The 26,807-nt window shown below is 71.1% G+C and carries 22 protein-coding genes and 2 pseudogenes; 13 read left to right on the top strand and 11 right to left on the bottom strand.

The features are described from left to right. Positions 1 to 8: 8 nt before the first annotated feature. Together MDN94_RS32000 and MDN94_RS31995 are read left to right on the top strand one after the other, a co-directional pair. Positions 9 to 404 (top strand): annotated as a pseudogene (locus MDN94_RS32000) (transposase family protein); the annotation flags it as partial. Positions 405 to 408: 4 nt separating this feature from the next. Beyond that, positions 409 to 825, top strand: coding sequence for a hypothetical protein (locus MDN94_RS31995; protein WP_482729340.1), 417 nt, complete (start codon positions 409 to 411; stop codon positions 823 to 825). Between the two features lie 69 nt (positions 826 to 894). Here the strand turns inward: MDN94_RS31995 and MDN94_RS31990 are convergent, their stop codons facing one another. Together MDN94_RS31990 and MDN94_RS31985 are read right to left on the bottom strand one after the other, a co-directional pair. Continuing rightward, positions 895 to 1,545, bottom strand: a complete 651-nt coding sequence (locus MDN94_RS31990; protein WP_482729339.1) for a hypothetical protein — start codon at positions 1,543 to 1,545, stop codon at positions 895 to 897. Positions 1,546 to 1,683: 138 nt separating this feature from the next. Continuing rightward, positions 1,684 to 2,256 carry a hypothetical protein gene (locus MDN94_RS31985; RefSeq protein WP_482729338.1) on the bottom strand — a complete coding sequence of 191 codons (573 nt, stop codon included), beginning with the start codon at positions 2,254 to 2,256 and terminating at the stop codon, positions 1,684 to 1,686. A gap of 514 nt (positions 2,257 to 2,770) precedes the next feature. Between MDN94_RS31985 and MDN94_RS31980 the strand changes: the two genes are divergently transcribed. Further along, the gene (locus MDN94_RS31980; protein WP_482729337.1) at positions 2,771 to 3,418 is read left to right on the top strand and encodes a DUF6518 family protein; all 648 of its coding nucleotides are present in this window, start codon (positions 2,771 to 2,773) and stop codon (positions 3,416 to 3,418) included. On the opposite strand, the pseudogene MDN94_RS31975 reads toward MDN94_RS31980, so the two are convergent. Continuing rightward, positions 3,365 to 4,231 (bottom strand): annotated as a pseudogene (locus tag MDN94_RS31975) (DUF3560 domain-containing protein); the annotation flags it as partial. The gene MDN94_RS31980 and the pseudogene MDN94_RS31975 overlap by 54 nt on opposite strands. 367 nt (positions 4,232 to 4,598) lie before the next feature. On the opposite strand from MDN94_RS31975, the gene MDN94_RS31970 reads away from it, so the two are divergent. Continuing rightward, the gene (locus tag MDN94_RS31970) at positions 4,599 to 5,129 is read left to right on the top strand and encodes a VOC family protein (protein ID WP_482729336.1); all 531 of its coding nucleotides are present in this window, start codon (positions 4,599 to 4,601) and stop codon (positions 5,127 to 5,129) included. 192 nt (positions 5,130 to 5,321) lie between these two features. On the opposite strand, the gene MDN94_RS31965 is transcribed toward MDN94_RS31970, so the two are convergent. Both MDN94_RS31965 and MDN94_RS31960 read right to left on the bottom strand, forming a co-directional pair. Further along, positions 5,322 to 6,122 (bottom strand): inositol monophosphatase family protein, encoded by an 801-nt coding sequence (locus MDN94_RS31965; RefSeq protein WP_482729335.1) that lies wholly within the window; start codon positions 6,120 to 6,122, stop codon positions 5,322 to 5,324. Positions 6,123 to 6,191: 69 nt separating this feature from the next. Next, on the bottom strand, positions 6,192 to 7,841 hold the full coding sequence (locus tag MDN94_RS31960) for an acyl-CoA synthetase (protein WP_482729334.1): 1,650 nt from the start codon (positions 7,839 to 7,841) through the stop codon (positions 6,192 to 6,194). Positions 7,842 to 8,065: 224 nt separating this feature from the next. Here MDN94_RS31960 and MDN94_RS31955 point away from each other — a divergent pair, with 224 nt between their 5' ends. From MDN94_RS31955 to MDN94_RS31935, 5 genes are all read left to right on the top strand, one after another. Continuing rightward, positions 8,066 to 8,887, top strand: coding sequence for a crotonase/enoyl-CoA hydratase family protein (locus MDN94_RS31955; protein ID WP_482729333.1), 822 nt, complete (start codon positions 8,066 to 8,068; stop codon positions 8,885 to 8,887). A gap of 12 nt (positions 8,888 to 8,899) precedes the next feature. Then, entirely contained in the window at positions 8,900 to 9,844 is a 945-nt protein-coding gene (locus MDN94_RS31950) for a Zn-ribbon domain-containing OB-fold protein (protein ID WP_482729332.1), read from the top strand. 101 nt (positions 9,845 to 9,945) lie between these two features. Beyond that, positions 9,946 to 10,938, top strand: coding sequence for a thiolase domain-containing protein (locus tag MDN94_RS31945; RefSeq protein WP_482729829.1), 993 nt, complete (start codon positions 9,946 to 9,948; stop codon positions 10,936 to 10,938). Continuing rightward, on the top strand, positions 10,928 to 12,094 hold the full coding sequence (locus MDN94_RS31940; RefSeq protein WP_482729331.1) for a thiolase domain-containing protein: 1,167 nt from the start codon (positions 10,928 to 10,930) through the stop codon (positions 12,092 to 12,094). Before MDN94_RS31945 ends, MDN94_RS31940 begins: the two co-directional genes overlap by 11 nt. A gap of 134 nt (positions 12,095 to 12,228) precedes the next feature. Beyond that, complete coding sequence (locus MDN94_RS31935; RefSeq protein WP_441266331.1) at positions 12,229 to 12,444, top strand: DUF397 domain-containing protein; 216 nt, start codon at positions 12,229 to 12,231, stop codon at positions 12,442 to 12,444. 78 nt (positions 12,445 to 12,522) lie between these two features. Here the strand turns inward: MDN94_RS31935 and MDN94_RS31930 are convergent, their stop codons facing one another. Then, positions 12,523 to 12,900 carry a hypothetical protein gene (locus MDN94_RS31930; protein WP_482729330.1) on the bottom strand — a complete coding sequence of 126 codons (378 nt, stop codon included), beginning with the start codon at positions 12,898 to 12,900 and terminating at the stop codon, positions 12,523 to 12,525. Between the two features lie 166 nt (positions 12,901 to 13,066). On the opposite strand from MDN94_RS31930, the gene MDN94_RS31925 reads away from it, so the two are divergent. After that, positions 13,067 to 13,567 (top strand): glycosyltransferase family protein, encoded by a 501-nt coding sequence (locus tag MDN94_RS31925; protein ID WP_005321401.1) that lies wholly within the window; start codon positions 13,067 to 13,069, stop codon positions 13,565 to 13,567. Positions 13,568 to 14,210: 643 nt separating this feature from the next. Here the strand turns inward: MDN94_RS31925 and MDN94_RS31920 are convergent. After that, positions 14,211 to 16,133 carry an N-acetylmuramoyl-L-alanine amidase gene (locus MDN94_RS31920; protein ID WP_482729828.1) on the bottom strand — a complete coding sequence of 641 codons (1,923 nt, stop codon included), beginning with the start codon at positions 16,131 to 16,133 and terminating at the stop codon, positions 14,211 to 14,213. A 313-nt stretch (positions 16,134 to 16,446) separates the two neighbouring features. Between MDN94_RS31920 and MDN94_RS31915 the strand changes: the two genes are divergently transcribed. Continuing rightward, positions 16,447 to 16,899, top strand: a complete 453-nt coding sequence (locus MDN94_RS31915) for a VOC family protein (RefSeq protein ID WP_482729329.1) — start codon at positions 16,447 to 16,449, stop codon at positions 16,897 to 16,899. 285 nt (positions 16,900 to 17,184) lie between these two features. Here MDN94_RS31915 and MDN94_RS31910 read toward each other — a convergent pair whose 3' ends face one another. Then, positions 17,185 to 18,315 (bottom strand): aminoglycoside phosphotransferase family protein, encoded by a 1,131-nt coding sequence (locus MDN94_RS31910; protein ID WP_482729328.1) that lies wholly within the window; start codon positions 18,313 to 18,315, stop codon positions 17,185 to 17,187. Between the two features lie 235 nt (positions 18,316 to 18,550). On the opposite strand from MDN94_RS31910, the gene MDN94_RS31905 reads away from it, so the two are divergent. Then, a complete protein-coding gene (locus MDN94_RS31905) occupies positions 18,551 to 20,044 on the top strand; it encodes a DNA-binding protein NsdB (protein WP_482729327.1) in 1,494 nt (497 codons plus the stop codon). 178 nt (positions 20,045 to 20,222) lie between these two features. Here MDN94_RS31905 and MDN94_RS31900 read toward each other — a convergent pair whose 3' ends face one another. Continuing rightward, positions 20,223 to 21,659: a PP2C family protein-serine/threonine phosphatase gene (locus MDN94_RS31900; RefSeq protein WP_482729827.1), complete on the bottom strand. Its 1,437-nt coding sequence runs from the start codon at positions 21,657 to 21,659 to the stop codon at positions 20,223 to 20,225. Between the two features lie 279 nt (positions 21,660 to 21,938). On the opposite strand from MDN94_RS31900, the gene ligA reads away from it, so the two are divergent. Further along, entirely contained in the window at positions 21,939 to 24,086 is a 2,148-nt protein-coding gene (gene ligA, locus MDN94_RS31895) for an NAD-dependent DNA ligase LigA (protein WP_482729326.1), read from the top strand. Between the two features lie 45 nt (positions 24,087 to 24,131). Here ligA and MDN94_RS31890 read toward each other — a convergent pair whose 3' ends face one another. Beyond that, positions 24,132 to 24,725, bottom strand: coding sequence for a GNAT family N-acetyltransferase (locus tag MDN94_RS31890; protein ID WP_482729325.1), 594 nt, complete (start codon positions 24,723 to 24,725; stop codon positions 24,132 to 24,134). Continuing rightward, positions 24,715 to 26,766 (bottom strand): penicillin acylase family protein, encoded by a 2,052-nt coding sequence (locus tag MDN94_RS31885; protein WP_482729324.1) that lies wholly within the window; start codon positions 26,764 to 26,766, stop codon positions 24,715 to 24,717. The genes MDN94_RS31890 and MDN94_RS31885 overlap by 11 nt, the downstream gene beginning before the upstream one ends. Between the last annotated feature and the right edge of the window lie 41 nt (positions 26,767 to 26,807).

Here is a 26,807-nt window from a genome sequence, read left to right as displayed (position 1 = left end):
TCGAACACGTCCTCGGCCTGGTCATCGCCGTCACCGTGCTGGCCGCAAGCGCCCACGACAACGCGTTCGGCATCGCGCTGCTCGGCCAGGTCGCCCCCATCGGCACCATCAAGAAGGCTCTGGTCGACCAGGGTTTCAAGAAGACGGTCGTCGAGCACGGCGCAAGGGCCGGCATCGACGTCGAGATCGTCGAACGCAACCCCGCGGACAAGGGCGCTGGCTTCGTCCCGCAGGCCAAGAGGTGGATCGTGGAGCAGACGCTCGGCATCCTCATGCTGTTCCGGCGGCTCGTGCGGGACTACGAGAGCAGGCCGAAGTCCTCGGAGTCCAGGGTGCGCTGGGCCATGATCGACGTGATAACACGCCGGCTCACCGGCCAGACCACGCCCACCTGGCGCGGGTGACCGCATGGATGACCAGGTCACGCCGCTTCTGGAGCGGATCGACGCACGCGAACGCGAGCTCGTCGGCGATGCAGCGCAGATCCGTGCGCAGATGGACGAGCTCACCGCGCGCCTGCGTGAACTCGATGAGGAGATCGAGAGCCTGGCGGTGACCCGTAAGACGCTCCTCGCCCTCCCGCCAGCGACTCCGGAGCCAGCCGAGGAGCCGCCTGTCCTGCCGGCCCACCCGGCCTACCAGCAGATCCTCGACGTCTTCGCCGACGCTGCTGGACCGATGCGTGCCCGCGACCTGTGCCAGGCCCTGGACCTCCCGCTAAAGCCGAAGAACATCGAGAGTACCCGGCACAAGCTCAAGCGCCTGGTCAGCCTGGGCGTCCTCGCCGAGACCGAACCGGGCCTGTTCATCCAGCGCCGCCCGTAGCAGCTCTCCGTTTCATGCCACCCGTCAGTCACGGCTGCCGCACTCGCCATCCGGCTCACGACGCGATCGCTAGTGACCCGTCATGCGGAGCCACTGCATCGTTGTGACGAGCTCTTCGCCGAAGTCCTCGCAGAGCGCGAGCAACTCGCGACCCGTGGACGAGTCGGGCAGCCCTGCGGAATCGGGGAGAACCCCGAGAGCACCGTGGCAGGCGGTCTCGACAGCGAAGTGGCGCGACGCGAAATAGCCCTCGCTCGCCCGGTCCGCCAGGTCGGCGAGGTACTGGTGGTGGGCTTCCTCCGAGGGGTGGGAGTAGAAGGAGCCCTCGACGAGACCGTCGAGGTAGTTCGCCAGACCGGCCGAGGCTTCGACCACTCGCTCGACTTCGTCCACGCCAGGCTTGTCCAGCAGTTCGCCGAAGGTCAGCAGGTTGCTGATGGTCTCCAACTGGAAGAGCTGGACCGTGTCCGGGTCGACTTCAGACGTGAAGAGCGGGGCCGTGCACAGCTCGGCGATTGCTCGCCGGTATGCGCGATCCGACTGTTCACCAGGGGGTGATGCTGCCAGTCGGAACAGCGACTCCAGCACGGACTGGTCGACGCCCCACTCTGCATCCAATTCGAACGCAAGTATCGGCGCGCGCCACCGCCACAGGGCCAGGACGGCCGCCTGACGCTGGTGAACGGGCTTCAGGTCCGCCAATCGCTCGATCCGCACCACGTTCTTGAGTCAGCCCTTCTGATCTATCGTCCCTGCCCGCCCCCTTTACCTCGGGACACTGTAGAAGCCGCCGAAGGACCACGTGACCGCCAGGACAGCGCCTGGCACAAGCCAACTACGGGAATCGGTCATACCGGTTCAGAATGCCCTCTCAGTGCCGCTCCTGACCCCGTAGGCGCCGTACGTGACGTGGATCGTCGCGTTCCCGCTGCAGACGGACACCTCGTACCCCGCCACTGTCCACGTCTCCACCGCAGCGTCCCCAAGACGGGGAACCTCGACGACCTCCACGAAGTGCTCCTCGGCATGGGCGATCCGGTCGTCCAGCCAGGCGGCGGCGACCTCCCGCCCCGGGGCGCCGGCAGTCGCGGTGTGCAGCTCGTACTTCACGTCCAGCTGGACATCGCCCATGCCGTTCGACTCCCAGCGCACCCAACTGCTCTCGGGCAAATGGGTCTCGGCCTGTTTGCGCAGAACGCTGCTCAGCCTGCGGGCCTCCTGGTCTTCGCCGTTGAGGAGGGCCTCGCTGCGGGGCAGCACGCTGTACGGGTCATCACGGCTCTGATACATGGGCATGAGGAAAGACCACAGGCCCCACCCGCCCACGGCCACGACCGCCAGAGCGGCGACGAGCACGGCGACGAGCTTCCCCCGCCGCTTCGGATGCGTACCGGCATCAGGTGTCGCGCTCTTGTACTGGTCAGCGGTCACGGCACAGCCCCATCTCCCCGGAGCCGCGCAGGCCCCCGACACAGGTCCGCAGCCACGGCCACCCCTGCGTCCTTTTATGGACATGCCAAAATTAGTGCTCGCCGCACGCCTGCCGGGATCCGACTGATCGAGTGACCGACATCGCACCTGCCGGACCTCTGCGACGGCCGGTGCGATGGTGCTGCGGTCGATGACCATGCTCATGAGCGGCCACCTGGCCGGACGCCGCCCCGGACCTGGCCCGCACCGCATCCCTACACCCGGCGACCGGCGCCTCTACCGGGCCGGGTGCGCCGCTGGTGGGGATCTTTGAAATCCCCACCCCTCGCTCAGGCGCGGGCCGGACCCGCTCACCTCATTTCCCCACTTTTTGGGAGCCTTGGGCGCTAACCACATCGGCGGAGCCGGGGCGGAGCAGGTCAAGGGAACGCACCGCTGGCCCCGTGCATCCTTACAACTGACCCAAGGGGCGTGAGCCTCGCAGCCCTCGAAAGAGACAGTGAGCACCACCACCATGAACGCGTCCCCAGCCACCGCGTCGGCGCCCGAGACGAGCGGACGAGTCTGGGTCTACGCAACGGCGTCGGCATTCGCCGGAGGACTCCTCCTCGGCGTCCTGACCAACCTGGCCCAGGGCTGGCTTCCGGGGGCCTGGAATCAGATCCCCAACTCCGGTGCGGTCTGGTCCGTCGCCGCGTTCGCCGCCGGCGCACTGCTGGTCCGGCAGGTCCGCCTGCCCGCGGCCGCCGTCGCGGGCCTGTGCGCCGAGTCCGGTCTCGTCGTCGGTTACTACTGCTACGCGGAGGTCGCGCGGGACGGCATGGGCTCTTTGCTCGCTCCACTCGTCTGGCTGGGTATGGCGTTCATCGCCGGACCCCTGTTCGGGGTGGCGGGCTCCTGGTGGCGGGGCCTCAGCCCACGCCACCGCGTCATCGGCCTCGCCGCCCTCGCGGGCGTTTTCGGCATGGAGGCCATCCACTACGCCTGGGTCCTGCACTACGCCCCCCAGGCATGGGCCTGCCTCGCCATTCTGGTCCTCGTGGCGCTGCTCATGGGCCGCACCCACAAGGAACGCGCACTGACTCTCCTGACCGCCATTCCCTTCTCGCTACTGGCCTACCTCATCTTCGAGACGCTGATCCTGGCAACGGTCCTCGACTGATACCCGCTTCGGACCTCCTCGGCCACCGAAGATCGCCGCCCCCTTGGCTGGACGAGCAGCGAAGCGGGGATCAAGAGCGGCACTCGGTACTTTCATTGAAAGATCCCCATACCGCGGCCAGTGCGGGTTCAGAGGTCTACCGCCGTCTGCGCAGCCGCCATTTCGCCCGGGGTGCGCCGCCCGGTGGGTCACCCGGGAGCTGCGGCCGGGGGCTGCGTCGGCGCGGGTGACAACCCGCCGGATATCGAGCGGGCCGGGAGGCAGCGTCAAGGACCGGGCGTTGACCTTCAGGACCTCGTACCACCGCCCGCAGACGTGCGCGAAATCGCCGGGTGTGAAGTCGTCCTGTGTCCACACCTTCCGCCCGCCTGCCACCGCGTCATCCAGCACGTGGCGCCGGTGGGCGAGTTCCTCGCGGATCTCCGCTGCACGGCGTTCCAGCTCCACTGCGTCCTCACGGGGCGCTGCGCCCTGGTGGGCACTCTCGATGCGGCGGAGCAGCTGCCGGAGATCCCTCTCGAGGCCCTCCGTGCGGCGGCGTGTGGTTCCCACCGCTTCACGGCGGCTCGTGTAGTTCTCCGCTGCCTCCGCGCGGCGGTTCAGCTTTGCTGCCCGCTCTCCTTCGGCGACGGCCCGCCCTTCCATGGCGAACGTCTGCTCGCGGAATCCGAGCTCGCGGGAGTAGGAGTGGTGATCGGTCAGCAGCGGCTGGCCCGGCGGAATCGACGCACGCCGCCTCTTCGCTTCGGCCCACAGCTCCTCGCTGTTCCCCTCGGCCCGGTTAGCGGCTGTCCGCTGTCGGCCGGCGCGGGCTGCCGCCTGCCGCCCGCGCTTCTCCTCGGCCTCTCTGAAGAGTCACGTCGCCTACCCTGGTCATCGTCGGCGGTCCGACCAGCCATGTCACAGAACCAGCTCGCCGAGTTGGCCGACCGGGCCCCGGGAGGGCGGCTCGTGACCATCGACGCGGGACACCTGGTGCACGAGAGCTGCCCGGAGGACTTCCTGACCGCGCTGAAGGAGTTCGGGATCTTATCGGCGCGTCCCGCTGCACACCGCACTGGTGCATCCGGACGATTGCGGCCGCCGCCGTCGCCAGGGGGAGCGCTTCGCGGGCGGTTGCGGGGAAGATTGCGGGACGGGAAGTTGAATGCCGCAATCAACCCACGTGAAGGAGTCCGCGATGCCTCAGCCAGAGGGAGCCGAACTGGAGGCCGTGCGTGCCCGTCGGGAGGACGTGCGACGGCGCTACCTGCGCGAAGCGGGCGACCGGCCCGCGACCACGGCGAACGGCGTCCACCATGTGGCCTTCATCTGCCGTGACGTGGAGGAGACCGTCCGCTTCTACCAGGAGTTCCTGGGGTTCCCCCTCGTGGAGATCGTCGAGAACCGGGACTACCGCGGCTCCACCCACTTCTTCTTCGACATCGGCAACAACAACCTGCTGGGCTTCTTCGACTTCCCCGGTCACGACCACCCGCCCGCCACCGAGACGGTCGGCGGGGTGCAGCACCTGGCGCTCTCGGTCGACGCGCGGCAGTTCTCCGCCGCCCGGGGGGCGCTGGACGCGGCGGGCATCGAGTACCTGGGCCCCGACCGTGGCGTCGAGGACAGCCTCTACATCCGTGACCCCAACGGCGTACCGCTCGAGCTGTACAGGGAACGGCTCGGCGTCTTCAACGGCGAGCGCATCCTGCCGGGCACGGACGACTGACCGCCGCTCGCTCGAGCACCCGCACGAGCCTCACGGGCCGAGTCCCGTCATGTCGGGCCCGAAGGCGCGGCCCGGCCCGGCGGATCTCGCCGATGTCGCCGGGCCGTCGCGTTCGCTGCCGGGCATCCCGATGGGCCGTCGCCGCCACCGTGTACGGGACCGCCGAGTGCCGGGTGGCCGCCCGCGCCGACTTCAGCCGCGGATCATCGACATCAGCAGATGATGGGTCTCACGGTCGGCGGCCGCGACGAGCCCGCGTCCCGCCGGGCCGACCGGGGCCCCGTCGACTCCTGTGACCACGCAGCCTGCTGCCCGGCACAAGGCGATGCCGGCGGCGAAATGCACGCTCCCGGACAGGTCGCCGCCGTCGGTGACGTATGCGGCGCGCTTGCCGGCGGCGACCCAGGCCAACGCCAGCGTGGTGGACACGACCCGTGGCCGGAACGATTCCACGAACCGGGGATCCGCCAGCAGGTCGACAGCGCGGAAGCCGGGCGCGCCGGGGAACGGCGGGTCCAGGTTGACATCCACGAGGCGGGTGGCTGACGTGGGCGTCAGAAGGGCATCGGCACCGTGGGACCGCACCCGGGCGCTCTCGCCGTCGGTGAAGAAGACCTCGCCGGAGAACGGGTCGGCCACCGCCGCCGCCCCGTCGCGCAGCGCCACGTTGACGGCGACCGCCATGTTGCCGACGGCGTAGTTAAGCGTGCCGCACAAGGGATCCACCAGCCACTGGCGTGCGGCCTCCCTGGCACCCTGCTGGCCGCCCTCCTCGCCAAGGACGGCGTCATCGGGGCGGGCGGCACGGAGGACGCCGAGGATCGCCTTCTCGGCCTCCACGTCGGCGGCGGTGGCGAAGTCTCCGGCGCCCTTGTCGATACGGGCGAGCCTTTGGCCGTACATGCCGCGCACGACCTCCGCGCCGGCCTGTGCAGCCGCTGTCGCGACCCCTGCGTCGTCGAGTACCACCGATGAGTTGATCACGTCAGGCATCGTATCGGCGGTGAAAAGGCGTGCTGCCAGGGGTGGTTGGGCCACCAAGGGCGCGGGCGCAGCGGGGCGTCAGGAACCGGCCCCGGCGGGCCCGTCGCCGAGCGCCGCGGCGTCGGAGGCGACCGCCCGCGCCCACCGGTAGTCCGCCTTGCCGCTCGGTGAGCGCTGGATCTCCGGTGCTATCACCAGCCGCCTCGGAATCTTGTAGCCGGCCAGCCGGGTGCGGCAGTGGGACTGGATCGTGGCCAGAGTCGGTGCGGCCACGCCCGCGCGGAGCTGGACCACGGCCGTCACCTGGTTGCCCCACCGGCGGTCAGGGACGCCGGCGACCAGGGCGTCGTACACGTCAGGATGGGACTTGAGAGCCTGCTCGACCTCCTCGGGGTACACCTTTTCGCCACCCGTGTTGATGCACTGCGAGCCGCGGCCCAGCACCGTGACGATGCCGTCCTCGTCCACGGTCGCCATGTCACCGAGGAGCACCCACCGTTCGCCGCCGCGCCGGAAGAAGGTCTCCTTGGACTTCGCCGGATCCTTGTAGTAGCCGAGCGGTACGTGTCCGCGCTGGGCGACCCGGCCCGTACCGCCCGGTGGCACCGGCTCGTGGGTGACCGGATCGACCACCGCCGTACGGGCGTTGACACGCAACCGGAATCCGTTGGCGGGGCCGGAGTCGTCCGTCGCGGTGCCGTTGAAGCCGGATTCCGAGGAGCCGAAGTTGTTCAGAAGCAGAACGTTCGGGGCGAGCGCGGTGAACTGCTCGCGGACGGTGTCCGACATGATCGCCCCGGAACTGGAGACGCTGAACACCGAGGACAGGTCGCACCCCTTCAGCGGCCCGTTCAGCGCGTCGATCAGCGGGCGCAGCATCGCGTCCCCGACCAGCGACACGCTGGTGACCCGTTCCCGCTCGATGGTGCGCAGCACCTCGTGCGGCACGAACTTGCGGTGGATCACGATCCGCTGGCCGAAGTTGAAGCCGATGAAGGCGGTGAGTGTCGACGTGCCGTGCATCAGCGGGGGAGTGGGGAAGAAGGTGATCCCGTCGCCGCCCGCGGCCACCCGCTCGGCCAGTTCCTCGGGCCGGGACACCGGCACGCCCGTCGGGGCGCCGCCGCCGAGCCCGGCGAAGAACAGGTCCTCCTGACGCCACATCACGCCCTTGGGCATGCCCGTGGTGCCGCCGGTGTAGATGATGAACAGGTCGTCGGCCGAGCGCCGGGCGAAGCCCCGCAGCGGTGAGGCGGCGGCCTCGGCCTCGGTGAACGCCACGGCGGCGAGGGGCGGCGCCCCCTCCGGCGGCGTGCCCACGCACAGCAGGTGCCGCAGCTTCTCCGTGCGGGGCAGGGCCGCCGCCACCCGTTCGGTGAACTCCGCGTCGAAGACGAGCGCCGCGAGGTCGGCGTCGCGGTAGAGGTGGGCCAACTCGTCCGCGACGTAGCGGTAGTTGACGTTCACCGGCACGATCCGCGCCTTCAGGCAGCCCAGCACGGTCTGGAGGTACTCGACCCCGTTGTAGAGATGCAGACCCAGGTGCTCGCCCGGTGCGATGCCCGCGTCGAGCAGATGGTGGGCGACACGGTTGGCCGCCGCGTCGAGTTCCGCGTAGGTGAGCCGGCGCTCCTCGCCGGTGCCGGGGTGGTCGACGTACACGAGTGCCTCGCGGTCGGGCACGGCATCGACCACCGATTCGAACAGGTCGGCAAGGTTGTACTCCACCGCTCCTCCTGACCCCGGCGGGACATCGCGACGTGAACCCGGTGCGCTGCGGCTCGGCCGTCATTAGAGCGCCGGTCCCCGCAACTGGGAAGGGCCACCGGCAGGAAATCTGACTGACAGTCAGAAAACTATTGAACTGGCGACCCGCCTGCTGCAACCTGTTCCAGATCCGGTGACGGGTCCGGAGACGGATCCCGTGACCGATCCGCGACGGGAGGTTGCACATGGCACGGCACAGCGGCCGCACGGGCACCGAACACCTCACCGTGGAACGCGAGGGCGCCACGCTGATACTCACTTTGAACCGCCCGGAGGTGAAGAACGCCCTCTCGCTCGCGATGCTCGTCGGCCTGTACGACGCATGGCTCGCCGCGGACGCGGACGACACCGTGCGCTCCGTGGTGATCACCGGGGCCGGCGGCTCCTTCTGCGCCGGCATGGACCTCAAAGCCCTCGCGGCGGGCGGGGGCATGGCGGGGGAGCACTACCGCGATCGGATGAAGGCCGACCCCGACCTGCACTGGAAGGCGATGCTCCGCCACCACCGGCCGAGGAAACCGGTCGTCGCCGCCGTCGAGGGATACTGCGTCGCAGGCGGCACGGAGATCCTCCAGGGCACGGACATAAGGGTCGCGGGTAAGGGCGCCACCTTCGGGCTCTTCGAGGTCCGGCGGGGCCTCTTCCCGATCGGCGGATCGACCGTCCGGCTGCCGCGCCAGATCCACCACACCCATGCCCTCGAGATGCTGCTCACCGGCCGCCCCTACACCGCCCACGAGGCCGAACGCATAGGCCTCGTCGGCCGCGTCGTCCCCGACGGCACCGCCCTCGACGCCGCGCTCGGCATCACGGAACGGATCAACGCCTGCGGCCCGCTCGCAGTCGAGGCGGTCAAGGCGGCGGTCTACGAGACGGCGGAGATGACGGAGGCCGAAGGACTCGCCGCCGAACTGGAGCGGGGCCGACCGGTCTTCGACACGGCCGACGCCAAGGAAGGCGCCCTCGCCTTCGCCGAGAAGCGCGACCCCGTCTACCGGCGCGCCTGAGAGGAGAGCCCCGTGCCCCCCGTGCTCCGTGCTCCGTTCGTCGTCGAGTTCCCCTTCACCCGGTCCCTCGGCCCCGTCCAGAGCGCCTTCCTGACCGGCCTGCGTGAACGAACGGTGCTCGGTGTGCGCACCGTCGACGGCCGGGTCCTCGTACCGCCCGTCGAGTACGACCCCGTCACCGCCGACGAGATCCGCGACCTCGTCGAGGTGGGCGCCACCGGCACCGTCACCACCTGGGCGTGGAACGGGCAGCCACGGCCCCGTCAGCCCCTCGCCACCCCCTTCGCCTGGGTGCTCGTCCGCCTCGACGGCGCGGACACCTCCCTGCTGCACGTCCTCGACGCCCCCGGCCCCGACGCCGTGCGCACCGGGATGCGCGTACGCGTCCGGTGGGCGGCCGAACGCACCGGAGCGATCACCGACATCGCCTGCTTCGAACCGTACGAGGGCGAGCCCGCCGGCCCGCCGCACCCCCACAGCGGGGCCTTCCCCGAACCCGTCACCGGCATCGTCGTCCCGGCCAGGCTCGACTACACCTGCACGCCCGGCCGCGCCCAGAGCCGCCACCTCGCCGCGCTCGACGGGCGCAGAACCCTCGGCGAGCGCTGCCCCTCCTGCCGGAAGGTCTACGTCCCGCCCCGCGGCGCCTGCCCCACTTGCGGAGTCGCCACCGAGGAGCAGGTCGAGGTCGGCCCCCGCGGCACGGTCACCACCTTCTGCATCGTCAACATCAAGGCGAAGGGCCTCGACATCGAGGTTCCCTACGTCTACGCCCACATCGCCCTCGACGGCGCCGCTCTGGCTCTCCACGGACGCATCGGCGGCATCCCGTACGACGAGGTGCGCATGGGACTGCGCGTCGAACCCGTGTGGCGCGACGGCTCCCGCCACCCCGACCACTACCGGCCCTCCGGCGAACCGGACGCCGACTACGACACCTACAAGGAGCTGCTGTGACCGGCCCCGCCGGGCGCAGGACGTCGGGCCCTGCACGGCACGGCAGGGACATCGCCGTCGTCGCCTTCGCCCAGACCCGCCACAGGCGCCGCACGGACGAGATGTCCGAGGTGGAGATGCTGATGCCGGTCCTCCACCAGGTCCTTTCGCAGACCGGGCTGCGCACCGGCGACGTCGGCTTCACCTGCTCCGGATCCAGCGACTACCTCGCGGGTCGGGCGTTCTCCTTCACCATGGCGCTCGACGGCGTCGGCGCCTGGCCCCCGATCAGCGAGTCCCATGTCGAGATGGACGGCGCCTGGGCCCTGTACGAGGCGTGGGTGAAGCTGCTGACCGGCGAGAGCGACACCGCGCTCGTCTACGCGTACGGGAAGTCGTCACCCGGCGAGCTCCGCGATGTGCTCACCCGCCAGCTCGACCCGTACTACACGGCCCCGCTCTGGCCCGACTCGGTGGCCCTCGCCGCCCTCCAGGCGCAGGCACTGATCGACGCGGGAGATGCGGACGAGGCGGAGTTCGCCGGTGTCGCGGCCCGCAGCCGGCGGGACGCCGCGGGCAACCCGCACGCTCAACTCCAGGGAGAGGGCCCGCGCGGCCGCCACCTCGTCCGGCCGCTGAGGGTCTCCGACTGCCCGCCCCTCTGCGACGGCGCCGCAGCCGTCGTCCTCGCCGCCGGCCCACGGGCCCGGGAACTGTGCGAACGGCCCGCCTGGATACGCGGCATGGACCACCGCATCGAGGCGCACGGCCTCGGCGTCCGGGACCTCACCCGTTCGCCCTCCACCCGGCTCGCCGCGGAACACGCGGGCCTCTTCGAGAGGCCCGTCGACACAGCGGAACTGCACGCGCCCTTCACCTCCCAGGAACTCGTCCTGCGCCGAAGTCTCGACCTTGACGCCAGGGTGAGGGTCAACCCGTCCGGCGGAGCGCTCGCCGCCAACCCGGTGATGGCCGCCGGACTCATCAGGATCGGCGAGGCCGCCTCCCGCATCCACAGCGGCGAGTCCGACCGGGCCCTCGCCCACGCCACCTCCGGCCCCTGCCTCCAGCACAACCTGGTGGCCGTCCTCGAAGGAGAGACCCATGCCGGCTGAGCCCGTGGCCGTCGTCGGCATCGGCCAGACCGAACACGTCGCCGCCCGCCGGGACGTGTCCATCGCGGGGCTGGTCCGCGAGGCGGCCCGGCGGGCCCTCGACGACGCCGAGCTGACCTGGGCCGACATCGACGCCGTCGTCATCGGCAAGGCCCCCGACTTCTTCGAGGGCGTGATGATGCCGGAGCTGTACCTGGCCGACGCCCTCGGCGCGGTGGGCAAACCGATGCTCCGCGTCCACACCGCGGGTTCCGTCGGCGGTTCGACCGCCCTGGTCGCCGCCAACCTGGTGGCCGCACGCGTCCATGCCACCGTGCTCACCCTGGCGTTCGAGAAGCAGTCCGAGTCGAACGCGATGTGGGGCCTGTCCCTGCCCGTCCCCTTCCAGCAGCCGCTGCTCGCGGGTGCCGGCGGCTTCTTCGCCCCGCACGTACGCGCCTACATCCGCCGCACCGGCGCGCCCGCCACCGTCGGGTCCCTCGTCGCGTACAAGGACCGCCGCAACGCGCTCAAGAACCCGTACGCGCACCTCCACGAGCACGACATCACCCTGGCGAAGGTCCAGGCCTCACCGATGCTGTGGGACCCCATCCGCTACTCGGAGACCTGCCCCTCATCCGACGGCGCCTGCGCGATGATCCTCACCGGCCGGTCCGGCGCGGCCCGTTCACCGCACCCGCCCGCCTGGGTGCACGGCGGGGCCATGCGCAGCGAACCCACCCTGTTCGCGGGCAAGGACTTCGTGTCTCCACAGGCCGGCAAGGACTGCGCCGCCGACGTCTACCGGCAGGCCGGCGTGAGCGACCCGCGCCGTGAGATCGACGCCGTGGAGATGTATGTGCCGTTCTCCTGGTACGAGCCCATGTGGCTGGAGAACCTGGGCTTCGCCGCAGAGGGCGAGGGCTGGAAGCTCACCGAGTCCGGCGTGACCGAACTCGACGGGGAGCTGCCGGTCAACCCCTCCGGCGGAGTGCTGTCGACCAACCCCATCGGGGCGTCCGGCATGATCCGCTTCGCGGAGGCCGCGCTCCAGGTGCGCGGACAGGCGGGCCAACACCAGGTCGACGGCGCGCGCAAAGCGCTCGGACACGCCTACGGGGGCGGGGCGCAGTTCTTCGCCATGTGGCTCGTCGGCGCGGAACCTCCCGCCACATGACCATCGGCGATCCGGGCGGACCGTCACGTGCGGCACCCTGTCCGTGACGGGGTGTCGTCGCTAGGCTGACCCGGGAGACGACGCGGGAGGAGCAGGACGTGGCCGAGAGCACCACCACCACTACCACCACGCACATGTTTTCCGGGTGGGAGAAGCCGGACCTGGACCTGAGCAACGCGGACTGGCGGTCAGGGACGCAGGGGGCCGGGGATGTGCAGATCGCGTTCGTCGAAGGGTTCATCGCGATGCGTAACGGCGGCCGCCCGGAGAACCCGTCGCTGATCTTCACACCGGCCGAGTGGCGTGCCTTCGTGCTGAACGCACGGGACGGCGAGTTCGACCTCACCTGACGCCACCACCGACGACTGGCCCCGCCGGTGCGCCGCGCCCCCTCCCGCCGACCTGGGAGAGGGAAGCGACGGCACGGCTCACGCGGGCGTCTGCGTCACGTCACGGCCGAGTCCCGTAGTGCCGTTGATCTTCTCGATGGCCTGCCGCGCGTGCTCACCGGGCGTACGGGCTGTGAGTGAGGAGACGGCCGTGGGCGGAGGCAGATGCGCCGCGCTCCCGGCGGGCGCGGACCCGGACGCGGACGCCGTCGTGGGCTTGGCGTGGACGGCGGAGCGGGTACGCAACCGATGCCCGGCCGCCTCGTCCAGGGTCACGGGCCGCTGCATCTGGGCGGCCAGCCGCCCCGCCTCCTGCCCGAGCGCGGCGACGTCCTCCCAATGGAGGCGGACCACCAGCCGTAGCTCCGCCTCGCCGTCGGGAAGGGCTTGCAGGGGAGGAGTGGTGCGGTCGTTCATGGACTGATCCTCACGTCGGTACGGAATCTCGCGGGACGCTGCTCCTCACAGGCATCGGCACACACGGGTACCGGTGCGCACAGGGATACGGGAGTGGCGGCCGGGGCGTTCAACGCCGCCGCGCCCCGGCTCGGCCGGGTCGGTCCGTACCCGTACCATTGCGGGTATGTCCTTCCTCCGCCGCCGCAGCGCCGCCACACCCGCGGGCCCGGACTTCGATGTCCTGGCCATGGACCCGGGCGACTGGCCCGGAAATCTGGGCGCCGGCCTCCTGCCCGCGCCGGACGGCAGCTGCCAGGGGGTCTTCCTGCGCTACGACCTGTTCGGCGGCCGCGGACCCGCGATGATCATCGGCAACCTGCCCGAGGGGTCGCCCGCCCGTGAGGTGGAGGAGGGTGAGATCCCCTTCGAGGTCGGCCAGCTCCTCATCGCGCTGGAGAACGACGAGCCGGTCCACGTCACCGGTGTCGAGGACACTCCGGTCATGCAGGGGGACAACCTGCTGATCGTTCGGCGTCTGAAGCTGTCGGAAAGCCGCATCTCCTGCGTCCAGTTCGACCGCAGCGACAATGTGCTCGTCACGATCGCCAGCTGGGACCGGCCCATCACCGACGATCTCTACGCGCTGCTCAAGCCGCTGCCCGCGGAGCTGTTCCAGCAGGGCTGACCGCTCGCCGACCGCCCCTGTGAGACCTGCCGCCCGGCCCCCGGCCCGGGCAGTCCTGTCATGTGCACCGGCACATCGGTCGCGCGACCCCTGGTCCTCTCGCTGCACCCTGACCGCCGAACGCCGGGCCGGCAGCGAGATCCGGGCGGCGGACGTGCCGAACCCCGTGGACGCACCCAGCCGCCACGGGGCAGCGCCGCCCCGAAGGTCCTCCTCCTCGTAACGCCGCACCTTCCGGTGCCAGTTGAGGATGCCGGCGAGCCAGTCCTCGAGCTCGCGCTACGAGGCGAGCGCCGCTCTGCCGTTCTCGTCGAGACAGATGCCGGGCCCTCCAGCATTCCCGTCCGCCGTGCCCACTTCCTGGTGTGCCGCCGTGCCCCTCGACGTGCGGATTGAGGCGGGCCGGATACGGGACGTAGAAGTCCGGCAGGACGAAGGGCTGTGCCATGTGCGCCAGGTCCTTTAGAGCAGCCGCGCACGGTCATGACGGCCCAGGCCTACCCCTCGCCCGTACGGGCCACTCACCCCGGCGAACAGTCACATGGGAGGCCTGGTGTCGGGTGGCGCCACCGGCCCCCACGACCGGTGGCGCCACCCCGTTCAGAACCTTCGCCGTGACCGGGTCCCGGCCCGGGGAGGGGAGCTAGCCCAGCACCCGCACGTCCGACGCCTTTACGAAGGCGACGCGGTGCCCGAACTGGATCTCGTAGTACATCTCTTCACCCCGGACCACCTTGTGGCCCGCCGTGTCGAACGTCGTCGCGTACAGGTACTCCCCGGGGACCCGGTCACCGACCACGTACTGCTGGCCCTCGAGCAGTTTGTACGGCAGCGGCGAGACCGCCTGCACCGGAACTCCCGGCGGATACGCCGACGCCTCCGGATACGCCCGGCCGTACACCGGCACCTCGGCGAGACCGTCCTTCGGCGTCAGCACCCGCTCCCGCGCGCCCACCGCCACCGGCCTGATCCGCGGGTTGTGGAACCAGGCCTTCTGCCCGAGGTACCAGATCGCCGTCCAGTCGCCCCGGCGCTCCGCCACCGCGTACTGCTGACCCGTCGAAGCACGTGCGCCCGTGTCGTTCACACCGGTCGTCGAGTCCTGCCCGCCCGGCCGCAGACCGATGTCCTTGACCAGCGGGGCGCTCTCGCTCGGCGCGGTGTGCAGCCGCACCGCGCCGGAACCGTGCGGAGCGCACGCCTCTCCGGCCGTCACGCAGCCGGTGTACAGCGGCTGGTGCCGCGCGTACTCGGGACGGATCGTGACCACGGAACTGTCCGGCCCCGCGGACGGCGTGAACGGCCTGCCGAGCAGCTGGAAGTAGTGTGCCCAGTCCCAGTACGGCCCAGGGTCGGTGTGCATACCGCGGATCGTCGCAGTCGTCGTGCCCGGGACGTTGTCGTGACCCAGGATGTGCTGCCGGTCCAGCGGAATGTCGTACCGCTTGGCCAGGTACCGCACCAGCCGCGCCGACGTGCGGTACATCGCCTCCGTGTACCAGGCGTCGGGGGACACCAGGAAACCCTCGTGCTCCAGACCCACCGACTTGGCGTTGACGAACCAGTTGCCGGCGTGCCAGGCGACATCCTCGAGCGGCACGTGCTGCGCGATGTGCCCGTCGGACGAGCGCAATGAGTACTGCCACGACACGTACTCGGGATTCTGCACCAGCTTCAGGGTGGTGTCCCAGGACGCCTCCGTGTCATGGACGACGATGTAGTCCACCGACTGGGAGGCCGGGCGGCCGGCCTGGTCGTGGTTGCCGTAGTCGCCGTCGCCGAACTCTTCGTACGGGGCCGGGATCCACTCGCACGCCACCGTCGGCGGGCATTCCGTGCGGCCCGTGTCGGCGGTGCGCAGCCCGAGCCGCCGCACCTGCGTCCGGTCCGGTGACACGGCCGGGTCCGGCTCGAGTTCCACCCGCTGACCGCTGTCCGTCGTGCGGGACTGCCCCGTACGGATGACGTCGAAGACATCGTCGGCGTACCTCGTCGCCGTCGCCACGTCGTCCGCGCCGGAATACCGCGCCACGGCGCCGTACCAGTCCGCGGGGTCCGCACTCGCGGGGCCGCCCAGCTCCCGCTGGGCCTGCGCGAGCAGGGCCGCACCACCCCGTACGTTCGCCGCGGCACTGTCACGCAACTCGTCCGCGCCGAGGCCCGACACTTCGGCCGCGCGCTCCAGCGTCCGCAGCCGCGGTGGTAGTTCGCCGGGACCGGGCAGGGCCGCCTCCACCACGGAACGTGCGGGGCGCGCGTCGTCCCCGCGAGCGTCCTCGGCGCCGTGCGAGTGGTGGGGCGCCTCGGCGATCGCGGTCCTGGCGTCCGTCAGGTGCATCGGACCGTAGCCGCCGGTGACACTCGCCGCGCCGCCGTGCGCGTCCCAGCGGGACTGGAGGTAAGAGACGCCGAGCAGCACGCCCTCCGGCACCCCGTACTCGGCTGCCGCGGCGGCGAACGTCCCCTGCATCGAATCTGCCGGAGCGCGTTCGGCGGTCGCGGACGGGCCGGCCGACAGAAGCGGCAGCAGCAGGGCGGCGCACGCCACCGCGCCACCTGCCGTCAGCGCACGACGACGGGCACTTCTCGGACGTGCGGGAGCTGATCCTGGCAATGCGGCCTCCAGTGACGGGTGACGCGCGAACGGGCCCCGAGGGGCGGGACACGCCCCATGGGTATCGGCTCACGGACGATCCGTCAATCATGCCTCGGCGCATGGTATTTGCACGTCAGACGGCGTGTCGCGGAGTTTCGCCGCGACGGTCCCCCGGCCTGCGCCGCGTCAGTGGAGTGGACCAATGGCCACCGGACGGCGGACCGTTGACCACCGTTCCGGGGCGCTCCCGTATGGGCGACGCGGTAGGGGGTAGCCGCAGTGCATGACCACGCAGAAGACCAGCGTTCTCGTCCTCGACGCCGCCGAACCGACGGAACTGGCGGAGTTCTACGCAGCACTGTTCGGCGCGGAGATACGTGTCGGCAGCGATCCTGATTTCGTGGAGGTCGTCGGTCACGGCGGAGTGCACCTGGCGATGCGCCGCGACCACGGCTACGCGCCGCCCAGCTGGCCCCGGCCGGAGGACTCCCAGCAGTCGCACCTGCGCATCCTGGTCGCCCGGGACGATCTCGACGAGGCGGAGCGGGAGGCGGTCGGCCTGGGGGCCCGCCCGATCGACACCCACAATCGGCGGGGGCCCCACGAGGAACGCGTCTTCTCCGACCCGGCCGGTCACTCCTTCTCCTTGGCGGTGTCCCCGGTGCTCGAGCCACGAACCACCGAGCAGAGCGCGCGGCACGGCGTACCGGTCCCCGGGCGCGAGAACTTCAGCTAGTTGTTCTGTCCGGGGAGGTTCGCCGGTCGGGCGGCCGGGCCGTCGGTCCCCTTCGGGCCCGGGGCGGGCAACAGCGCTCGCCGTGTTGCCCGGCCCCGGCTCCGGTCAGGGCCCGCAGCACCGGTCGACCACTGCCGCGGGTTCCGTGGCGAGCACGTCCGCCGACGGAAGACGAACGGGGGAAGCACAGTGCGCTGCGCGCCCGGAGTGTCGGCACCGGACGCGCAGCGCGCTTCCCTCTCTGCGGCGGCGGCTCGAACGAACCTGCCGCTCGGCGGCGGTCGGTCAGCGGGTGCCGACCGCCGCGCGCACGGCCCGGCGCGCCATTGCGCAGTCGTCGTGCAGCCGCCTCAGCAGCAGCCGCTGTTCCTCACCGGCCGTAGGGCCGGCGGCCGGTGCCTGGGCACCCACCACCGGCGGCGCCTCCCGCATCGTGCGCTGCACGGCGGTCTCGTAGGTGCGGATCTCCCGGGTGAGCACCAGCATCAGGTTGACCAGGAACGCGTCCCTGGCCGCCGTGCCCGCCTGCTGGGCTAGCTGGCTGATCTGCCGTCGCGCCGCCGGAGCGTCGCCCAGCACCGCCCACAGCGTCGCCAGGTCGTAGCCGGGCAGATACCAGCCGGCGTGCTCCCAGTCGACCAGCACCGGACCGGTGGGCGACAGCAGGATGTTGGAGAGCAGAGCGTCACCGTGACAGAACTGCCCCATCCCGTGCCGGCCGCCGGCCTGCGCCAGACCGTGCAGCAGTTTCTGCAGGTCCCCGAGGTCGCGGTCGGTGAACAGCCCCAGCTCGTGGTAGCGGGAGATCCGCGAGCCGTAGTCCAGCGGGGCGTCGAACATCCCGGCCGGCGGCCGCCAGCTGTTGAGCCGCACGACCGCCCCCAGCACGGCGCGCAGATCCGCGCGCGGAGGGGCCTCCACCGGATGCCGGGTCAGCGCCGCGGCCCTTCCGGGCATCCGCTCGATCACCAGGGTGCAGTTCTCCGGGTCCGCGGCGATGAGCCGCGGGACCCGCACCGGTGGGCGGTGCCGCACGAAGGCGCGGTACGAAGCTATTTCGTGCCGGAGCCGCTCGGCCCACGCCGGCGAGTGGTCCAGTAAGCACTTGGCGACCGCCGTCGTACGCCCCGTCGTTCCGACGATCAGCACGGACCGTCCGCTGCGGCGGAGCACCTGCACGGGATTGAACTCGGGGCAGATCCGGTGCACCGACGCGACAGCCTTGCGCAGCTGCGCGCCCTGCGGGCCGGACAGGTCGATTCTCCCGCTGAGCGGCGGCCGGCCCGTCGCACCGGCCGTCCTGCGTGCCCGGCCGGGGTCGGCGGCGCGGTCGAGATACGGACCGGCGCCGGCGGGGAACGCGTTGCGCTGCTGAAGCCGGGGCGGAGCGGACACGGAGGACGATGCTGTGTACATGGGAGATACAGATCCCTTCGTGTGCCGACAGGTTGCGTGCGCGCCCCGCCCCATATGCCAGGAGCAACACCCTGGGGAATGTGCCCCGGCAGACGGGGCGAGGTGGCGCTTTCCTACCTGACACTGCATCGCGGGTGGCACACCATCTGGCGAACCCTGGCGAACCCTGGCGAATAGTCGCCTGCCCCATGACAGCGCGTTACTGTCAACTCAGCCGAGAACCTGGGGGCTTGACGTGAGCAGAGAACCCAACACCCGCCTGTACGACCTGTTCGGCCTGGCCGGCTGGTCCAAGGGTGAGCTGGCAAGGCTCGTGAACCGGCAGGCGGCGGCCATGGGCCATCCGCAGCTGGCGACCGACACCTCGCGGGTCCGGCGTTGGATCGACCTGGGGGAGACCCCGCGCGATCCCGTGCCCAAGGTGCTGGCAGCTCTGTTCACCGAGCGACTCGGTCGTGTCGTGACCATCGAGGACCTCGGGTTCGCACGGAGCGGGCGAGCGGGTAAGCGGCGGGACGTCAAGGGAGCAGAGAACCCTGACGGTCTGCCCTGGGCGCCCGACCGTACGGCGGCGGTCCTCACCGAATTCACGGGAATGGACCTCATGCTCAACCGACGCGGCCTGGTGGGCGCGGGCGCGGCGATTGCCGCGGGCTCAGCACTCAGCAGCGCCATGCACGACTGGCTCAAGACCGATCCGGCGATCTCCCAGGACGCCGCACGTACCTCCGATGTTCTGCGCGCCGACCCCGCTGGGTACGACCGTTACGAGGCCGTCCCCATCGGGTCGCAGGAGATCGAGGCCCTCGAACGTTCCGTAGAGGTGTTCCGCGCGTGGGACGCCGCCCGTGGCGGCGGCCTTCAGCGCAAGGCAGTGGTGGGACAGCTCAACGAGGTCGGCGGCATGCTCGCCTACCGCCACCCGGACCATCTGCAGCGCCGCCTGTGGGGCGTCGCCGCCAACCTCGCGGTACTCGCGGGCTGGATGTCCCACGACGTCGGGCTCGAACCCACCGCCCAGAAGTACTTCGTCATCGCGGCCCACGCGGCCCGCGAGGGCGGTGACCGTCCGCGCGCCGGAGAGGCCCTGTCCAGAGCGGCGCGCCAGATGGTCCATCTCGGCCGCCCGGACGACGCGCTCGACCTGATGAAGCTCGCCAAGTCGGGCTCGGGGGAGCAGACGCTGCCCCGCACCCGCGCGATGCTCCACACCATCGAGGCCTGGGCGCAGGCCTCCATGGGCCAGGGGCAGGCCATGCGCCGCACCCTGGGCGAGGCGGAGGACCTGTTCGTCTCCGACAAGGGCGATGTGCCGCCGCCGAGTTGGATGCAGATGTTCGACGAGGCCGATCTGCACGGCATGCAGGCGCTGGCGTACCGCACACTGGCGGATCACGACCCGTCGGCCGCGGCCGTCGCGCAGAGCCACGCCAAGCAGGCTCTGCAACTGCGCGAGGGTGGCCGACAGCGTTCGAAGATCTTCGACTACATCTCGCTGGCTTCCGCGTGCTTCATCGCCGACGACCCCGAACAGGCGGACCGTTACGCCAGGTTGGCGCTGGTGTCGATGGGGGAGACCTCTTCGCACCGGACGTGGGACAGGCTCCGGGAGATGTACCGGCTGACCGGCCAGTACGCCGGCTACGCGAAGATCGAGGACCTCCGCGAGGAGATCGAGAGCGCGATGCCGGGCAGCCTGTCGGCGAAGCCGAAGTTCAAGGGGATCTAGTACCGGCACGGGCAGCCACGTATCGAGGCGAGGCTCAAGGGATCGCGTACAGGAGCGAGGTTCAAGAGGAGCCGACGCCTGGCGAGGTTCGACAGGAGCCGGTGTCAGCGGCGGACTTCCGCCCCTTCGGTGGGCGGGCGGTCACTCGGGTCGTCGACCGGCCCGTGGGCGGGCGCGGTCAGGCGACGACCCTTGCCACCATCACACAGGCATCCCCCTCACGTTCCTGCTGACCGAGCTCCTCCACGACAGCACGGACGCATTCCTGGGCGCTCGTGGCCCGGGCGAACCGCGCTGCCAGTGCCGTCAGCCGGTCCGCACCGAGCTCGGTCGCAGCGCCCGTGCGGGTGAGCGCGTCGCTGTGCAGCACCAGCACATCGCCCGGTCGGAGGGTCACTTCGGCCTGCTCGTACACCGCTCCGCTCGTCGCGCCGAGCAGCACGCCGTCCGGTGCCGTCAAGGCTTCACCCGTCCCTGTCCCCTCGCGGAACAGCAGGGGGGACGGGTGGCCGGCCTGCGCCCACGAGAGCGTCCTGGTCCCCGGGGCGTACGTGCAGCAGACTGCGCTGCCCAGGGTGGGCTGCGAAGACGTGTCGAGCAGTTGGTTGAGGTGCGTCATGAGCGGTCCCGGACGGATGCCGGCCACCGCCATGCCGCGCAGCCCGCCCAGCAGCATCGCCATCGCGGAGGTGGTTCCCACTCCATGGCCCGTCAGGTCGCCCACGCTCAACAGGGTGCTGCCGTCGGGGAGTCGGAGGGTGTCGTACCAGTCCCGTCCGAGGGGCACGCCGACAGGGGAGGGGAGGTGGTGGGCGGCGATGTCCAGGGCGCCCCGGCCGTCCTGTGGAGTCCGCAGCGGGCCCCTGCGCGCGGGAAGCACCGCTTCCTGCATCTCGGCCGCGAGGCGGCGCTCGGTCTGCTCCATGTGCTGCTGCCGCTGGACCCAGTCACGGGTCTCACGGACGGCCCGTTGGCTGCGGCGCAGTTCACTGACGTCCCGCAGCACGGCCCACATCGAGGCGGTGGAGCCGTCGGCGTCGAGCACCGGCTCGCCCATCATGTGCACGGTGCGCACCCGGCCGTCGGGACGTACCAGACGGAACTCGCCGTCGATGGGGCGGCCGTCCACCAGACAGTCCGTCACCATCGCCGTCAGCATGGGCTGGTCCTCGGCGAAGACGACGGACGGCATCTCGTCCAGCGACATCGGCCCACTGCCGGGATCGCGGCCGAGGATCCGGTACAGCTCGTCGGACCAGCTCACCTTGTCGGTGAGGAGATCCCACTCGGCGCTGCCGACGCGGCTCAGCAGTGAGCCGCCGGCCGCGCGGTCCGCCTGGTACTCGGTGAGATCGTCGGCGAAGGAGTCGGCGGTCTCGGGCGGCAGCCCTTCCTTCAGCTGGTCCAAGTGGGCGCCGAGATCATCGAGGTGATGGAGTGCCAGGTCGCACAGGGCGCGCTGCCAGCGCCCGCGCGGATCGTCCTCCGTCACCGCGCCGTCCGGGCGTACCGCATCGACGTCTCCACGCAGTCTGCGCGTCCTGCTGATCAGGGCGTCTACGGTTCCACGCTCGGGCGGCTCTGCGGGACGGTCCGCGAACACATGGGACGGCATGTCGTACTCCGATACAGGCGCGGCCACGGCCAGGGTCTGGAACAGGGACCGAATACGAGGGTTGCACAGCCAGGAGTTGGCCGTAAGTCATTTGGCAACACTCGATCCGGTGGTGCCTTTGGCATATACCACAGGCGTCCGGGGCAGGGCCGCGGCGACCGCCCGGCGACCGTCGCGTCGCCGTGGCGGGCCGCGTGAGAACCGCGGAGCGGGCACCCCGTCCGACGGTCGGCGACCGGGCGCCGCGGCGTTGTCAGTGGTGGGCGGCAGGATAGGGCCATGACGACTTCACCTGCCGTTTCCGTCGCGCCTGCCACCGTTCTCGCCGACGCCGCCGCCTATGCCGCGGCGGTCGAGACCGCGTCCCGTGCCTCCGCCGCATACTACGAGACCGGCGAGAGCGTCCTCGACGACGACGCGTACGACCGCCTGGTGCGCGGGATCGCCGCATACGAGCAGGAACATCCTGACGAGACGTCCCCCGCCTCACCGACGGGCAAGGTCGCGGGCGGAGCGGTGGCGGCGGGGGACGTGCCCCACACCGTGCCCATGCTCTCCCTGGACAACGTCTTCTCCGCGGAGCAGCTCGTCGCCTGGACCGCTTCCGTGGAAAGACGCACCGGCCGCCCCGTCGAGGAGTGGAGCGTCGAACCGAAGCTTGACGGCCTGGCGGTCGCCGCACGCTACGAACGGGGAAACCTGGCCCGGCTGATCACCCGGGGGGACGGCACGGCGGGCGAGGACGTGTCGCACGCGATCGGCACGATCGTCGGCCTGCCCCGCGCGCTCGCCGAGGCCGTCAGCCTCGAGATCCGCGGCGAAGTCCTCATGACGGAGGATCAGTTCGAACGGGCGAACACGGCACGCGTCGAGCACGGCGGTGCTCCGTTCGCCAATCCCCGCAACGGCGCGGCGGGCACCCTGCGGGCCAAGGACCGGGCGTACACGGTGGAGATGACCTTCTTCGGTTACGGGGCGCTGGCGGTGCCCGCCTCGGGCGAGGAGCTCACCGGCCGGCTCGGCGAGTGGGCGCACAGCCGCATCATGCGCTACGTCTCGGACCTCGGCGTGCACACCGCCGACAGAACCGCCGTCGCCCCCCGCACCCTGACCACGACCGAGGCGATCCAGGCCCGCATCGACGAGATCGCGGCCGCCCGCCCCGGCCTGCCGTTCGGGATAGACGGGATCGTCATCAAGGCGGACAGTGCGGCGGACCAGGCCGCGGCGGGCTGCGGTTCCCGGGCGCCCCGCTGGGCCATCGCCTACAAGCTGCCCGCCGTGGAGAAGGTCACCACCCTGCTCGGCGTCGAGTGGAACGTGGGCCGCACCGGCATCATCGCCCCGCGCGCCGTGCTCGAGCCGGTGGAGATCGACGGCTCCACCGTCACCTATGCGACCCTCCACAACCCCGCCGACATCACCCGCCGCGATCTGCGCACGGGCGACAAGGTGATGGTCCACAAGGCCGGGGACATCATCCCGCGCGTCGAGGCGCCGGTGGCCCATCTACGGACCGGCGCGGAGCAGCCCATCGTCTTCCCCGAGGTCTGCCCCCAGTGCGGCTCGGACATCGACACCTCCGAGCAGCGCTGGCGCTGTGTGCGCGGCCGTGACTGCCATGTGGTCGCCTCCGTCTCCTACGCGGCCGGGCGCGACCAGCTCGACATCGAGGGACTCGGCGTCACCCGTGTCGTCCAGCTCGTCGACGCGGGACTGGTCCGCGACCTGGCCGACCTGTTCACCCTCACCCGCGAGCAGCTGCTCGCCCTGGAGCGCATGGGAGAGACGAGCACCGACAATCTGCTCGCCGCCATCGACACGGCGAGGACCCGTCCGCTCTCACGGGTGTTCTGCGCCCTCGGCGTCCGAGGCACCGGCCGTTCCATGTCCCGCAGGATCGCCCGGCACTTCGCGGCCATGGAGCACATACGCGCCGCCGACGCGGAGGCCCTTCAGCAGGTCGACGGCATCGGCGTGGAGAAGGCGAGGACGGTCGTGGCCGAACTCGAGGAGCTTGCCCCGCTGATCGACCGGCTGATGGCCGCGGGCGTCAACATGACCGAACCAGGCGCGACGCCGCCCGCCGTGAGGTCCGAGGACGGTACCGGCGCCGCAGAGCCCGCGGAGGACACCGGGGCGGGGGCTGGGATCACCGCGGGCGCCGGCCCTCTCTCCGGCATGACCGTCGTCGTCACAGGAGCCATGACCGGCCCACTGGAGAAGCTGAGCCGCAACCAGATGAACGAGCTCATCGAGCGCGCCGGCGGCAAGTCCTCCTCCAGCGTGTCCAAGCGCACCTCGCTCCTCGTCGCCGGGGAGAACGCCGGATCCAAGAGGGACAAGGCCGAGCAGCTCGGCACCCGGATCGCCACGCCGGACGAGTTCGCCGAGATCGTCGCCGATTTCCTCGGCACGGCGGCCTGAGGCCGAGCGGCGGCCGTTCCCGGGGGAGCGGCCGCCGCTCGTATCTCACCGGGCCGCGAGGCCCCGTTCGAAGGTCCCCCGCTCCAGGAAGGCCAGCCTGGCCCGCTTCTCCGGCTTGTCGATCTCCGGCCCGAGCACGAACCCGGACCGGACCATCCGGCCGATGGCCTTCTCGTTGCGCGCGTCCGGTTCGACCACCAGCCGCAGATGGGCCGGGTCGGTGAACGCGTAGGCCGTCAGGGCCCCGACGAGCACGCCCGTGAAGCCGGGGCGTGCGCCCTCCCGCGGAGGTGCGATCAGCAGGTGCAGCCCGAAGTCCCCGGGCCGTACGTCGTAGCACTCGCCCACCGGGTCGGCGTCCGGGTCGTAGGTCTGGAACAGTGCGACCGGCTCCTCGTCCAGCACGGCGAGGAACGCGTGGTGCGTGGTGAGGGAGTCGACGAACTCGTAGGTCTCCCGCACCTGTTCACAGCTCTGCCCCAGCATGCCCCAGAACCGCGCGCGTTCCACGCTGACCCAGGCGTGGATCAGCGGGGCGTCGGCGGCCGGTTCCACCGGCACGAGCCGCACCGTCCCGAACCCGTCGGCGGCGTGCTCGTACACGGCCGCTCGGCGGTGTGCGGTGGTCTCAGTGGTCATCTCGCTCCTCGGTAAGGCTGTCCCATTCCGTGATCACGGGGACGAGTTCGCCGGCCAGCCACAGCGGCAGCTGGTCACGCCGGTGGGCGTGCCCGGGTACTCCACAAGCGCCGAACGGGACCACCCACAGGCTGTTCTCCCGCTGCGCCAGGTCCCATACGTAACGGGCGGCCGGGCCCCTGGCGCTGCGGTCGGTGATGCCGGGCACGCTCGCCGTCGACAGCACGCAGTCGTGGTCGCCCGACACCGCGGGCCATTCCTCGGGCGTCGACGCGGGCAGTGCTTGCCAGGGGGCGAGCCGGTGCGTGTCCCCCCAGACGCCGGAAGGTGTGCTCGCCGCCACCTCCTCCACGGCCTCACGCACCGCCGCTGCCGCGTCGAGACCGGGCAGCGCACCAGGGGAGAGCAGCCGTTCGAGCGCGAACGCGACGCGGGGCACCAGAGCCAGCCAGGGAAGGAACACCTCGGGAAGGCGGGGGAGTTCGGCCAGGCCGGCCAGTGCGGGGCTCGTCGACAGCTTGAGGACCACCGCGGAGCGCAGTGCCGCGTACACCGCCGCGTCGGTGCTGCCTGCGTCCATACGGCGGTCCCAGCGGGCCAGCCGGTCGCGCAGCGCGGCGGCTTCCGGGCCGAGACCTTCCAGCCGGGCCAGCAGGTCCAGCAGCGGGGCGGCGGACGCCAGATGAGTGTCCATGTGGATGCGAGGCATGTCGGTGGCGGACCAGGAAGCCGCCTCGCCCAGCAACTGCCGGATGCGCTCGGCCCGGTGAGGGGGCGCGAACTCGATGCCGAGCGGAGCGGCCAGGCCTCGGGCGTTCGCCATCACGGCGAAGCCGTCGACCGAGGCGCGCGGGGTGGGCTCGTACGCGTCCTGCCAGGCGTACCGGGACTCCCAGGCGGGTACCACGCGCAGCCGGTTGGCCCGGTCGCGCCGCGGTACGCGGCCGGCCACGCGGTGCAGCAGGCCGCCGCCGGTGTCGGCGGCCTGGACGACGTTGACCGGCTCCACCCACTGCTCGACGGCACGGTCCACGTCGTCGACGGTCCGGGCCCGCAGCAGGGCCGGTAGCGCGTCGAAGCCGATGCCAGCGCCGGCGCGTACGGGGCAGCGTAGGCTGACGGCTTCCGAGCCGTCGCCGGTCGTGATGATCACCGGCCCGCGTTCCGTCTCGATCACCTCGACCTCGACGGGATCGCCGCCCGCCACCGTGATCGACTCGGTGTGCGTGTGCGCGGGCCGCCACCCGTCGGGGCCGAGCGCCTCGACGGCGTCCCCGTGTCTTCGGAGCCGCTCGCGGTAGAGGTCCTGGTAGTCGGCCATGGCGTTGGTGATAGCCCAGGCGACGGTGCCGGTGTGGCCGAAGTGGGCGATGCCGGGGACGCCGGGCACGGCGAGTCCTACCACGTCGAACTCGGGGCAGGCCAGCCGGATCTGCTGGTAGATGCCCGGGTCCTCGATGAACCGGTGCGGGTCACCGGCGATGAGCGCGGCTCCCGTGGCGGTGCGGTCGCCGCCGACGATCCAGCCGTTGCTCCCGGAGGTGCCCGGCCCGTCGGTCGCGAAGAGTTCGACCGACTCCTCGCCGAGCGCCCTGGCGACCTCCTCGCGCCACAGTTTGGTGGGGAATCCGGCGAACAGGATGTGGGTCGCCAGCCAGATGCCGAGTGGCGTCCACGGCTGCCACCGGCCGGGCGCGAGGGACACGGCCGCGAAGCGGGGGTCTCGTGCGGCGCCGGCCTCCAGGCCGTCGTTGACGCCGTCCACGTAGCGGCCGATCCATGCGGCCGTCTCCTCGTCGAGCGCCGCGAGGCACCGTTGTGCGGTGTCGTCCAGGCGCGACATGCGGGCGAACCTGTCCCAGGCGAGGGCCTCCTCACCGAGGAAGGAGGCGGAGGTGCCCTGCGACCGGTGCCGGTCGACCTCGATCTGCCAGGCCCGGTCGGCGGCGGCGTTGCGGCCCTGGGCGAAGGCGAGGTCGTGCGCGTTTCCCGCCCTCAGATGAGGGATTCCCCACGGGTCCCGGTAGATCGTCGTACTCACACTGATTCCCCTTTAGGTTAGGCTCGCCTAACTTAATCTAC

Source organism: Streptomyces sp. WAC00040 (genome assembly GCF_056835925.1).
This window is presented reverse-complemented; position numbering and strand designations above follow the sequence as displayed.

Bases quoted from the DNA above. Each gene is read 5' to 3' on its own strand.
- MDN94_RS31900 (WP_482729827.1), bottom strand. From the start codon at position 21,659: ATGCCGTCCCATGTGTTCGCGGACCGTCCCGCAGAGCCGCCCGAGCGT.
- MDN94_RS31915 (WP_482729329.1), top strand. From the start codon at position 16,447: ATGACCACGCAGAAGACCAGCGTTCTCGTCCTCGACGCCGCCGAACCG.
- MDN94_RS31945 (WP_482729829.1), top strand. From the start codon at position 9,946: ATGTCCGAGGTGGAGATGCTGATGCCGGTCCTCCACCAGGTCCTTTCG.
- MDN94_RS31980 (WP_482729337.1), top strand. From the start codon at position 2,771: ATGAACGCGTCCCCAGCCACCGCGTCGGCGCCCGAGACGAGCGGACGA.
- MDN94_RS31930 (WP_482729330.1), bottom strand. From the start codon at position 12,900: ATGAACGACCGCACCACTCCTCCCCTGCAAGCCCTTCCCGACGGCGAG.
- MDN94_RS31965 (WP_482729335.1), bottom strand. From the start codon at position 6,122: ATGCCTGACGTGATCAACTCATCGGTGGTACTCGACGACGCAGGGGTC.
- ligA (WP_482729326.1), top strand. From the start codon at position 21,939: ATGACGACTTCACCTGCCGTTTCCGTCGCGCCTGCCACCGTTCTCGCC.
- MDN94_RS31910 (WP_482729328.1), bottom strand. From the start codon at position 18,315: ATGTACACAGCATCGTCCTCCGTGTCCGCTCCGCCCCGGCTTCAGCAG.
- MDN94_RS31935 (WP_441266331.1), top strand. From the start codon at position 12,229: ATGTTTTCCGGGTGGGAGAAGCCGGACCTGGACCTGAGCAACGCGGAC.
- MDN94_RS31925 (WP_005321401.1), top strand. From the start codon at position 13,067: ATGTCCTTCCTCCGCCGCCGCAGCGCCGCCACACCCGCGGGCCCGGAC.
- MDN94_RS31995 (WP_482729340.1), top strand. From the start codon at position 409: ATGGATGACCAGGTCACGCCGCTTCTGGAGCGGATCGACGCACGCGAA.
- MDN94_RS31970 (WP_482729336.1), top strand. From the start codon at position 4,599: ATGCCTCAGCCAGAGGGAGCCGAACTGGAGGCCGTGCGTGCCCGTCGG.
- MDN94_RS31940 (WP_482729331.1), top strand. From the start codon at position 10,928: ATGCCGGCTGAGCCCGTGGCCGTCGTCGGCATCGGCCAGACCGAACAC.
- MDN94_RS31955 (WP_482729333.1), top strand. From the start codon at position 8,066: ATGGCACGGCACAGCGGCCGCACGGGCACCGAACACCTCACCGTGGAA.
- MDN94_RS31890 (WP_482729325.1), bottom strand. From the start codon at position 24,725: ATGACCACTGAGACCACCGCACACCGCCGAGCGGCCGTGTACGAGCAC.